Origin of the sequence: Draconibacterium sp., assembly GCF_041583095.1 — a bacterium.
Taxonomy (GTDB): domain Bacteria; phylum Bacteroidota; class Bacteroidia; order Bacteroidales; family Prolixibacteraceae; genus Draconibacterium.
In genome coordinates this window covers 1-11,562 of the sequence record NZ_JBFHGM010000164.1, presented here as the reverse complement: position 1 = coordinate 11,562, position 11,562 = coordinate 1, and the positions used below count along the sequence as shown (strand labels likewise).

Here is an 11,562-nt window from a genome sequence, read left to right as displayed (position 1 = left end):
GCAGCAACATTGAAAAAGCAGAAATGGCAAAAGTACAATACCGAAATGCTATTCATCTATTTCCGGCCAAAGATTCGGGGTGGGCTGCCAACGTAGTTACCTGTTCGGCCTATAAGAAAACCGGCATTGATACCATTTGGGAGCAGATTGAAAACTACCGGAAACAAACGGTTGATAACGGATATTTTTACCAAAAACGAAACGAACAAGCTACCTACTGGATGTACGAAACCATTGAAGAGCAATTGAAACGAAACTTCTACGATCATCCCGAGATTAAAACGAAATTGAAAATGCTCGAAAATTATGTACTTACCGATCAGATGAGTTCGTTTGTTGCAGCCACCGAGTTATTGAATACATATTCAAAATTAAAATAAACGGAGCTGTTAATATCTTAAATAGTTGGCAACGGTAATAAGGCAGGCAAAAAATGGAATTATTCTATCCTTTTGCCTGCTTTGTCTTATGAGATCTTTCATGTAGTTAACACTTTCAAATCCATCTTAAAAGAAGTAAATTTGTTAGAACCTTTCTGTAGGTAAGGTGTTACTTACATAAATCAAATATCAATAAATTTCAAAATACAATGAATTACGATGTAATAGTGATAGGTAGCGGACCAGGAGGATACGTAGCAGCAATTCGTGCGTCGCAGCTCGGATTAAAAGTTGCCGTGGTTGAAAAAGAAAACCTGGGCGGAATTTGTTTAAACTGGGGATGTATTCCTACAAAGTCGTTGCTAAAAAGTGCACAGGCTTTTGAGTATGCTATCCACGCTGCCGATTATGGTGTAGCCATTGAAGGAGAAGTGAAACCCGATTTTGGTGCAATGGTAAAGCGTAGCCGCGATGTTGCCGACGGAATGAGCAAGGGAATTCAGTTCTTGTTTAAGAAAAATAAAGTAGAATCAATTTTTGGATGGGGAAAATTAGCCGGAAAAAATACCGTTGAAGTTACCGACGACAAAGGCAAAAAATCGTCGTACACTGCTAAACACATTATTCTGGCAACAGGCGCCCGCTCGCGCGAATTGCCAAATCTGCCACAGGATGGTGAAAAGATTATCGGTTACCGCAAAGCACTTACGCTCGATAAGCAGCCTGAAAGTATGGTGGTTGTTGGATCGGGTGCTATTGGTAGCGAGTTTGCCTATTTCTACCACACCATCGGAACCAAAGTAACACTGGTTGAGTTTATGCCAACACTGGTGCCTAACGAAGATGCCGATGTTGCCAAACAGCTGGAACGCAATTTCAAAAAATCGAAAATGAAAGTGATGACCGGTTCGTCGGTTGAGAGCGTGGATACTTCGGGCGATAAGTGCAAAGTAACCATTAAAACCAAAAAAGGTGAAGAAGTGGTTGAAGCAGACATTGTACTTTCTGCAGTCGGTATTGCTCCAAATACTGAAAATATTGGTTTGGAAGAAATGGGTGTTGAAACCGATAATGGCCGTGTGAAGGTTGACGAATACTACAAAACCAACGTTGACGGGGTATACGCCATTGGCGATATTGTTGCCGGACCGGCGTTGGCTCACGTTGCTTCGGCCGAAGGTATTACCTGTGTTGAAAAAATTGCAGGATTAAATCCTGAGCCGATCGATTACGGAAATATTCCGGGATGTACTTACACCAGCCCTGAGGTTTCTTCGGTTGGATTAACCGAGGCAAAAGCTAAAGAAGCGGGTTACGAAATTAAAGTGGGTAAATTCCCTTACTCGGCCAGTGGAAAAGCAAGTGCTGCCGGACAAAAAGATGGTTTTGTTAAATTGATTTTCGATGCGAAGTACGGCGAGTTACTTGGTGCACATATGATCGGTGGAAATGTTACCGAAATGATTGCCGAAATGGTAGTTGCCAAGAAGCTTGAGATCACCGGTCACGAGTTGATTAAAACCATTCATCCGCACCCAACAATGAGCGAGGCAGTGATGGAAGCCGCAGCTGCTGCTTACGACGAGGTGATACATATTTAAAAAATAGAAAAACTATAAAATAAAGAGCCCGAGGTATTTAACTTCGGGTTTTTTGTACAATAAGTGTCGAATAAAAGACGAAATTGTTCTAAAAAACCATAAAAAGCTGAAAATCAATCGTGAAGTTTTTGTATTTCAGAATTAGTTTTAAATTTGCCGCTCAGGCATCAACTACAGTAACCGTAAATTTCTCGGAATACTATTGTTAAATAAAGGGAAAAATTCTTTAATAAAAACTTGAAATAAATGAAACGACCATGGTCAATTTTGCCATAAAAGCATAAATTAAATCTATGGGAGTTACATCTTATACCTTTGAAAACGAATAATTTTAATAAGATGAAAAAACTGACATTGCTAGTGGCATTTTCTATGCTGCTTCAGCTTGCTTTTGCAGGAGGTTTATTAACTAACTACAACCAAAGTGCGCAATACATTCGTATGTTGTCGCGAAATGCAGCTTTAGAAATTGATGCTGTTTTCTATAACCCCGCAGGACTGGTAAAAATGGAAGATGGCTGGTATTTTGCTTTTTACAGCCAAACAATTTTTCAGACCCGCGATATCGATACTCAGTTTCCTACATTAAATTCAGGTCATTACGAAGGAGAAACCACGATTCCTGTTTTTCCTGATGTTTATGCCGTTTACAAAAAAAATAACTGGGCCTTTTCATTAGGAATTGGTCCGGTAGGTGGTGGTGGAACAGCCGAGTTTCCATCGGGTATTCCAACACTTGAAGTACCTTTTTCACTGATTCCAGGTCAATTGGCCGCGCTGGGCCAGGTCGACCCGGCACTGGCAGTAAACAGTTACGATCTGGAAATGGCTTTGGAGGCTTCTTCAACATTTTGGGGTATTCAGGTAGGGGCATCCTATGCGCCTCATGATAAATTCTCGTTTTATGGAGGTTTGCGTATAGTGCCGTCAACAAACAAGTACGAAGGAGCAATCCGTAATATTCAGCTAAATGGAGTGAATGCGGCTGCCTGGTTAAACGGAGCATCCACACAGGTAAGCACAATGGCATCAAATTTAAACGCTTTGGCAAATGTGCCGGAAGCATTAGCGCCAATACTTCCTGTTGCAGGTAATTATACATTAGCTCAATTGGTAGGTGCAGGACAAATGGATCCTGTACAGCAGGGACAAATTGAGGCCGGTTTGCAATTAATGGGACTTTCACCGGAACAAATTTCGGCTATGAACCTGAACCAGATAAACGGTGCATATGTACAAGCAGCACCGGCTTTTGCGTCAACCGCACAAACATTAAGCGGTACTGCGCAAACTCTTACCGGAACTGCTTCGCAACTGGGTGATAAAGAAGTAAAAACCAAACAAAAAGGAATGGGTTTTACCCCGATTATTGGTTTTAACATTTCGCCAACCGATGACTGGACATTTGCCGTAAAATACGAGTTTGAAACCAAGTTGACTTTGGAAAACGAAACCGATGTTGACGATATGGGCTTATTTCCCGACGGAGCTGAATCATCGAATGATATTCCCGCAATTTTGGCAGGGGGTGTAGGTTACCGTGGTTTGGGTTGGCTGGAAGCACAACTTTCATTCAATATGTATTTCGATAGAGATGTTAATTACGGTAACAATATTCGTTATTCTACTTTAGGACAGAAGGTACACCGCGATATTAAAGGTAACTACACCGAGCTGGCGCTGGGTTTGCAGTTTAATGTAGCCGATAATTTTGCATTCAGTGTTGGTGGTTTGCGCTCGAAAAATGGTGTAACACCTCAGTACCAAAGCGATTTTAGTTACAGCAACTCATCGCATACCTTGGGCGGCGGAATTATGTGGAACATTACCGATAAGCTAACTTTCGACGCCGGTGTATCAAATACTTTCTACCAGGATGATACCGTAACGTTTACACATCCAGGTATTGGAAGCTATGATGAAACTTTTGCAAAAACCACACTTAGCTTGTCGGCCGGTATTTCATACAGCATTTTTTAAACCAAGAACAATATAACGCAAAAGCGGGGGGCAATTTTTGTTCCTCGCTTTTTTTTTGAATTGAAATTAGCCCTCTATTTGATTGTTTTACAAATAAAGCAGGAAAACGGATGATCAGGATGAACGTTTTGTAGCCAAAATATTAATCTGAACCATCAGGATTGTTGTTTTGCAGACAAAACACGAAAAAAAATCGTTGAGATTGACATTTTACAAATAAAACAGGAAAACGGATGATCAGGATGAACGTTTTGTAGCCAAAATATTAATCTGAACCATCAGGATTGTTGTTTTACGAACAAAACATAAAAAAATAAAGGGCCGGTTTTACAACCAACCCTTCGGAGAACTAACTAAGCAGCAAAATTAGTGGAATACCTAAACGTGAATCAGGGATAAGATATCGTCACAGCTTTAGAAAATATTTGCATAGACAAACCAAATTTTTGCAGGACTATCGGGATAATGCTAGAAAATTTGGAGCGGTATATGTGAAAATTTTCAAAGCCTTTTCAAGGAAAGTTCAAAGCACATCATCTTTGGACTAAAAAACCTTTCAAATAACCCGTTATTCGTGCATCTTTTTTAGCCCAAATCTAATGCGCTTATAACTTTCTGTGATTGATAGCTTATCCCGAATTCACGTTAATCTAGCTGAAATATTTTGTTGTACACTTCGTCGCCGATAAGTTTGGCGGTAAGTACAAATTCGGTTTTTCCTTCGGCTTTTAAATCCGACAGGTCGAAGCGGAACTCGCGGGTAAACCAGGCTTCGCACAAATCGCCGTTGGCATTGTGCCTGATCTCAAAAGTGGGAACGGTTGAGCTGCTGGCAGTCCACGGATGCATCCGCGCCAAATCGATGGTATGATCCACACAGCCTCCGCTGTACGATAGTTTAAAATACAGGCAGTCGCCGTCTATGTAAGCCTCGTGTAAATGTACTGGATCGCGGGCCAGACTGTCGTAATTTTCAAAATAAAGATCAACATAAGGCGAGCACGACAACTCTTCGGCGTACGTTACCTCACAAGGTACGCCCTGGTCGCAGCTTATATAAACGTTATTAAGTTCGGTGTATGTAATTAACACACGTTGTCCCTGCGAAAAGGTAAAATCATCGGGATAGTATAAGGGCTGAACTTTATTGCCATTATCGAGCTCAATGATAAACCCACAATCGCCGGCACCGGCATAATCAATTACGGTACCTTTGGCATCGAACGATATCAGTTCATCGTCCTGGCAACTGGTAAATACAATAAGAAATACAGAAAGTATTCCGATTAATCGTTTCATGGCTTTTTATAATTTTATGTACAACGCAGGTCGTTTGCGTTTATTTCAGTCTATTCTTCACTTTCAGGATTTTTAACAGTTCCCATAAAAAGAATGGCATCCGTGTCTTTTTCGGAAATGAAGTTCTCATAATAAAGGTTTAACAAATTTACATTATAGATGTGTTTAGGCAAGTTAAGGTTGCGTAACAAATGTTAAATGACGTTTTTACCACCAGGAACACTAATCATAGTAGATTAAATTTCCGCTGAAGATTTCCTTGTGTGCTTTGTGACTTCGTGGTATTCTGTTAAAGACTAGCAAAGTTTCCAATTAAGCGAAAGAATTTCCAACTCAACGCAACCTTTTCAATAAACGGCTCATCTATCCAATGATTTTAACTTGAGAGAACTGACTGTAAAAGCAGATGCCAAAAACAAAGATGAAAACCAATTCGTTTTTATCAGTACTTTTAGGCGTTATTTGCGAAAAATTTTGGAAGACCTGAAAAAAATAATAAACGGTTGTGCTTCGGGGAAAAAACGTGCACAGGAACAATTATACCAATTATTTGCGCCAAAAATGTTTGGGGTTTGTTTGCGCTATGCCAAAGATAATACCGAAGCCGAAGATAACCTGCAGGAAGGATTTATAAAGGTATTTCAGAATATTGGCCGGTTTAGGCACGAAGGTTCTTTGGAAGGGTGGATAAGGAGGATAATGGTAAATGTTTCGTTAGAGAAATTCAGGAAACAGCATGTTATGCATCCGGTGGAGGATGTGAGTATTTACGATGGACAAAATGTTTCGGATGATATACTGGCCGGAATTTCAGCAAAGGAACTAATTGCAGAGATACAACAATTACCACCTCGTTACCGAATGGTTTTTAACCTTTTTGTAATTGAAGGAATGAACCACCAGGAAATTAGTGAAGAGATGAAAATTACCGTGGGCACATCAAAATCGAACCTGGCACGCGCCAGAGACATTTTGAAACGCCGGGTAAAAGAGCTTTATGGAGATATTGAGAAAACAAGTAATTATACAGCCGGATGAGTAAGAAACTAAATATTGACGATTCGATCCGAGAAAAGCTTGATGGTTTTTCGGCGGCGCCACCGTCGCATGTTTGGGATACTATTCAGTCGCAACTCGACGGGCAGCGGAAAAAACGCCGCATGGCTTATGCTGGCTGGATTTCGGCAGCGGCAGTTGTTGTGCTGGCCTTTATTGCCGGATGGTACTTTAGTGGAAAAAGCGTTGTTGAAGAGCCAACAATGGCTCAGCAACAAACGGCACCCGAAAAAACGCAGGAACCTGCCGTTTCGCCAAAAGATAATAGCATTGAAATAGAAGTTGACCAACTGGCCGGAGCGCAGGATATAAATAGTAGCGAGACAAATGCAAACAATACCATATCAGAAACCAGAATGCTGGCAGAAGGCGAATCTGCTGCTGATCAAAATGAGTCTGAAACCGAACAGTTTATAGCAACACGTTCAGCTGAAAGCTACAGCTTGTTAGAGCGTATTGAGGCCATATTTGCAGCAAATCAATCCAATGTTTCATTAGCGAAAAAGAATAATGAAACTAAAATTCAGGAAAGTTTTATTGCCGATGAAATGCTGATTGCTGCCAACCTGCGAAACTTAAACGAACAAAAACAGCAGGAGCACGGATGGATTATCGGCGCCCAGGTTTCTCCGGGATATTCGTCGCACTCGGCCAGCCACAACGACTCGTATGCCCGAAATATGACTTACGAAAGCGATAATGGCGGAAGTAATATTGGCGGTGGTATTTCGGTGCAATACAAAACCAGCAAACGCCTGCGTGTTGAGAGTGGAATTTATTATGCGAAAGACGGCCAAAAAGCTGATAACTCATTTAACCTGTTTGCATCAGACAAAGACATGTTTTATGGCGCAGCACCCGATGCAGCATACGATGGTTTGAACACAGGCTTTTCAAATCTGGTGCAAACCGGAAGAAGCGAGGGGGGAATTGCCATGAACAGCACAGCCGGTGTAATTGAAATGAAAAGTACACCACGGGGAGCCAATATTTCGGCAAACCTTGAAAACTCAAACGATGTTACAGCACAACGATTGTACTCTGATGGTGAGTTCTCGCAGGTGTTCGAATTTGTGGAAGTGCCGCTGTATTTGCGTTATAGCGTGCTCGACAAAAAGGTTGGTGTAGAACTGCTTGGTGGAATAAACGCCGGATTTGTAATAGGTAACAATGCCTATCTCGATAATAGTTACGGTGTGCAAAACATTGGTAGTACTGCCGATATTTCAACGCTTAATTTTTCGGGAACACTTGGTGTTGGGGTAAATTATACATTGGGAAAACACTTCTCGTTTGCGCTTGAGCCTCGTCTGAATTATTACCTTTCTTCGATAAACTCGAACCCCGATGTTAATTATCGTCCGTACAGGATTGGTATTTACACCGGAGTTTATTATGAGTTTTAACCGTTTGGGCACTATTCGAAAATATTTATCATTTCGCTGATATTTAGGAAACAATCTTCCTGCGAGTACCAATTCAGGACGGAAACTATCCAAGTCGCAGTTTTTGTCAATATGATGATTGTCAGGTGTTAATTTCAACGAAATGTGAAATTTTTCACTGTTAACAGTTAATTAAGACAACTGCTGGGTGACAAGAAAATTTCTTTTATACTTTTGCCAACTATTCAACGCAACCTGAACGATTCATCAAATAACCCAATGGTGTTCGTTACATTAGAAAATAATTAATATACAGAGTTTTTAAAATTTTTGAATGAAAACTGGAATTTATATCACAAACACCGAAAGTAACACAGGAAGATCGCTTGTTACGCTGGGTGTTTTAAAAGTGTTACTTTCAAAAGTAACAAAGGTCGGGTATTTCCGGCCAATCATTAACGATTATCCAAAGGGAGTTCACGATAATCATATCGAAACCATGATATCGTATTTTAACCTCGATATGGAGTACAAAGACGCTTATGGTTTTACCATGTCGCAGGTTGTTAAGTACAAAAACATGGGGCAGGAAGCGCGTTTGATCGATCAGATTATTGATCGTTACAAGCAGCTAAAAGAGAAGTTTGATGTGGTTGTGGTTGAAGGTTCGGATTTCGACAATAAGGGCGTTACTTTTGAACTCGACCTGAATATTGAGTTTGCTAAAAACCTTTCGATTCCTACCATTTTGGTTAGCTCGGCAAAAGATAGAAACATGGGTAGTGCCATTGCCAATATCGACCTGGCTATTAAATCATTTGCTGAAAGAGATGTTGTGGTGCAGTCGGTTGTAATGAACCGTGTTGAACCCGGAAATTGCGATGTAATGCGCGAAGAGCTTAGCAAGGTAGTACCTGCCGACACTTCGATTGAGATCATTCCGGAAATTAAAAAACTGGGCAGCCCTACTATAAAAGAAATTAACGACGAGTTGGGTGGTACCGTACTGTTTGGCGAAAACCTGTTGTGTAAACAAGCCGACCGTTACGATGTTGGAGCAATGCAGTTGCGCAATTATCTTGACAGGGTAGAGGAGAACAGCCTTATTATTACTCCGGGCGACCGCTCCGATATTATTTTGGCGGCGCTTCAGGCCAATGCTTCGGCAAATTATCCGAGCATTGCCGGTATTGTGGTTACCGGAGGAATTGCTCTCGAGCCGCAAATTGTAAGGCTGATTGAAGGTTTACCTAATATTGTTCCCATTATTTTGGTTGACGATGTAACGTTTACTGCAGCAAAAAAAATATCGGATGTAAAACCAAAATTGCACCCTGGATTACCACGTAAAATCGATTTAAGCATTTCTACCTTCGAAAAATATGTGGATACCGACTTCCTGATCGACAAATTCAGAAGTTTCAAAACCGATGTGGTAACACCGCATATGTTTCAGTATAACCTGGTGGCAAAAGCCAAATCGAAAAAACAACATATTGTTTTACCCGAAGGTACCGACCCTCGTATTTTGCAGGCTGCTTCAAGTTTGGTTGACCAAGGGGTGGTTGATATTACTCTTTTGGGCAGACGCGATGAAATTATTACCAAAGCTACCGAGATCGGTGTAAAAATCAATGGTAATATTAAAATCATCGATCCGGTAGAATCGGAGTATTACGAAGACTACTGGAAAACTTACCACGAACTGCGTAAACACAAAAATATTCCTGAAGATATGGCCCGCGATGCCATGGCAGATGTTTCGTATTTCGGAACAATGATGGTTTACAAAGGGCATGCCGACGGTATGGTTTCAGGTGCTGCACATACTACAGCACACACCATTATTCCGGCACTTCAGTTTGTAAAAACCAAGCCGGGTGTTAAAACGGTATCGTCTGTTTTCTTTATGTGTCTCGACGACCATGTTTCAGTAATGGGCGATTGCGCTGTAAATGTTAGTCCAACTGCCGAGCAGCTGGCTGAGATTGCAGTTACATCGGCCGATTCGGCAATTGCTTTTGGTATCGATCCGAAAGTGGCATTGTTGTCGTATTCGTCGGGTACATCAGGTTCAGGTGTTGAGGTTGATAAAGTTCGCAGTGCTACTGAGATCGCTATTGCTGCACGTCCTGATCTGAAAATTGAAGGACCTATTCAGTACGATGCTGCAGTTGATCCGAGTGTAGGGAAAAGCAAAATGCCCGATTCGCAAGTGGCAGGGCAGGCCAACGTGCTTATTTTCCCCGATTTGAACACCGGAAACAATACATATAAAGCCATCCAGCGCGAAACCGGAGCACTGGCAATTGGCCCAATGTTACAGGGATTGAATAAACCGGTTAACGACCTTAGCCGTGGTTGTACAGTCGACGATATTTTTAATACCGTTGTAATTACAGCTATTCAGGCTCAGGAAGGGTTTTAAAAGTAAATTCATACTTTTTACGATAACAGGTTAACACGTAGCGTTAAGGGTTTGCCTGTTACCAAAAAACTTTAATTGATATAATTTAAAATGAATATTTTAGTAATTAATGCAGGTAGCTCGTCAATTAAATATCAGTTGATTGATATGAACACCGAGATGCCTTTGTCGAGTGGTATTGTAGAACGGATCGGTCTGGAGATGGGACTGATCAAACACAAAACATTCCTTAACGGTTCGGAAGAAAAGACCGTTGAAGAATTCCCGATTCCCGATCATGGAGTTGGTTTAAAGCGAGTTGCTGAATTGCTTACTGACGAAAAAGTTGGTGTTATCAGCGATCCGTCAGAAATTCAGGCTGTTGGTCACCGTTTGGTACATGGTGGCGAAACTTTTACCAAAACGGTTGAGATTACCGATGAGGTAAAGGCCAAAGTAAAAGAATTGTTCCCATTGGCTCCACTTCACAATCCGGCTAACCTGATTGGCGTGGACGTGGCTGAAAAAGTATTTCCAAATGCAAAACAGGTTGGTGTTTTTGATACTGCTTTTCATCAAAGTATTCCGGAAAAAGCCTATCGTTATGCTATTCCTGAGAAATTTTACCGCGAATTGCGTATCCGTAAATATGGTTTCCACGGAACTTCGCACAAATTTGTTTCAGAAAAAGCGATTGAGTATTTAGGAAATCCTGATGCAAAAATAATAACCATTCACATTGGTAACGGTGCTTCAATGGCAGCCGTTAAAGGTGGTGCCTGTATTGATACCACCATGGGAATGGGGCCGTTAAGCGGATTGATTATGGGTACCCGATCGGGCGACATCGACCCGGCAATTATTTTCTACCTGGCGCAACAAAAAGGATTTTCGGTTGAAGAGATTTCAGATCTACTAAACAAAGAAAGTGGAATGAAAGGCTTAACCGAACTTACCGACATGCGTGATATTGAAAAATGTCAGAGAGAAGGCGACCCGGTTGCAATTTTGGCTTTGGAAATGTATGCCTACCGCATTAAGCAATATATTGGAAGCTATACCGCTGCAATGAATGGTGTTGATGCCATTGTATTTACAGCCGGGGTAGGAGAAAACAAAACTACGGTTCGCGAGATGGTTTGCGAGGATATGGATTACCTTGGAATTACCTGGGACGAAGAAAAAGATAAGAACCGCAAAGGTGATGTTCACGAAATTAACGTGGACGGCGCAAAAGTTAAAGTTCTTATTATTCCTACCAACGAAGAGTTGGAGATTGCAAAACAATCGTTGGCACTTGTAAAATAAAGTGTTAAAAGATACTATTGAAAAAGGCGTATCCGGTAACGGATACGCCTTTTTATTTTGTTGTTTCCTACTTAAAGATCGTTCAGAAACAGCTCGTTGATTGTTTCAATCAGTAGTTTCCTGTTAATTGGTTTCGAAATAAAATC

General features: G+C 41.1%; 7 protein-coding genes and 1 pseudogene. 7 read left to right on the top strand and 1 reads right to left on the bottom strand.

All coding sequences use genetic code 11. The annotated features are described in order from the left end of the window. From ABZB17_RS14825 to ABZB17_RS14815, 3 genes and pseudogenes are all read left to right on the top strand, one after another. Positions 1-380 (top strand): annotated as a pseudogene (locus ABZB17_RS14825) (methylmalonyl Co-A mutase-associated GTPase MeaB); the annotation flags it as partial. A gap of 209 nt (positions 381-589) precedes the next feature. Then, complete coding sequence (gene lpdA / locus ABZB17_RS14820; protein WP_372651118.1) at positions 590-1,981, top strand: dihydrolipoyl dehydrogenase; 1,392 nt, start codon at positions 590-592, stop codon at positions 1,979-1,981. 339 nt (positions 1,982-2,320) lie between these two features. Further along, positions 2,321-3,961, top strand: a complete 1,641-nt coding sequence (locus tag ABZB17_RS14815) for a hypothetical protein (protein WP_372651116.1) — start codon at positions 2,321-2,323, stop codon at positions 3,959-3,961. Positions 3,962-4,606: 645 nt separating this feature from the next. Here ABZB17_RS14815 and ABZB17_RS14810 read toward each other — a convergent pair. Continuing rightward, complete coding sequence (locus ABZB17_RS14810; protein WP_372651114.1) at positions 4,607-5,260, bottom strand: NigD-like C-terminal domain-containing protein; 654 nt, start codon at positions 5,258-5,260, stop codon at positions 4,607-4,609. Between the two features lie 381 nt (positions 5,261-5,641). Between ABZB17_RS14810 and ABZB17_RS14805 the strand changes: the two genes are divergently transcribed. From ABZB17_RS14805 to ABZB17_RS14790, 4 genes are all read left to right on the top strand, one after another. Next, positions 5,642-6,298 carry an RNA polymerase sigma factor gene (locus ABZB17_RS14805; protein ID WP_372651112.1) on the top strand — a complete coding sequence of 219 codons (657 nt, stop codon included), beginning with the start codon at positions 5,642-5,644 and terminating at the stop codon, positions 6,296-6,298. Next, a complete protein-coding gene (locus tag ABZB17_RS14800; RefSeq protein WP_372651110.1) occupies positions 6,295-7,722 on the top strand; it encodes a hypothetical protein in 1,428 nt (475 codons plus the stop codon). The genes ABZB17_RS14805 and ABZB17_RS14800 overlap by 4 nt, the downstream gene beginning before the upstream one ends. 313 nt (positions 7,723-8,035) lie before the next feature. Further along, the gene (pta, locus tag ABZB17_RS14795; RefSeq protein ID WP_372651109.1) at positions 8,036-10,129 is read left to right on the top strand and encodes a phosphate acetyltransferase; all 2,094 of its coding nucleotides are present in this window, start codon (positions 8,036-8,038) and stop codon (positions 10,127-10,129) included. A gap of 90 nt (positions 10,130-10,219) precedes the next feature. Beyond that, positions 10,220-11,416, top strand: a complete 1,197-nt coding sequence (locus ABZB17_RS14790) for an acetate/propionate family kinase (RefSeq protein ID WP_372651108.1) — start codon at positions 10,220-10,222, stop codon at positions 11,414-11,416. Positions 11,417-11,562 lie beyond the last annotated feature (146 nt).

Excerpts from the sequence above, each read along its gene's own strand:
- ABZB17_RS14815 (WP_372651116.1), top strand. The coding sequence starts at position 2,321 with ATGAAAAAACTGACATTGCTAGTGGCATTTTCTATGCTGCTTCAGCTT.
- lpdA (WP_372651118.1), top strand. The coding sequence starts at position 590 with ATGAATTACGATGTAATAGTGATAGGTAGCGGACCAGGAGGATACGTA.
- ABZB17_RS14790 (WP_372651108.1), top strand. The coding sequence starts at position 10,220 with ATGAATATTTTAGTAATTAATGCAGGTAGCTCGTCAATTAAATATCAG.
- pta (WP_372651109.1), top strand. The coding sequence starts at position 8,036 with ATGAAAACTGGAATTTATATCACAAACACCGAAAGTAACACAGGAAGA.
- ABZB17_RS14810 (WP_372651114.1), bottom strand. The coding sequence starts at position 5,260 with ATGAAACGATTAATCGGAATACTTTCTGTATTTCTTATTGTATTTACC.
- ABZB17_RS14800 (WP_372651110.1), top strand. The coding sequence starts at position 6,295 with ATGAGTAAGAAACTAAATATTGACGATTCGATCCGAGAAAAGCTTGAT.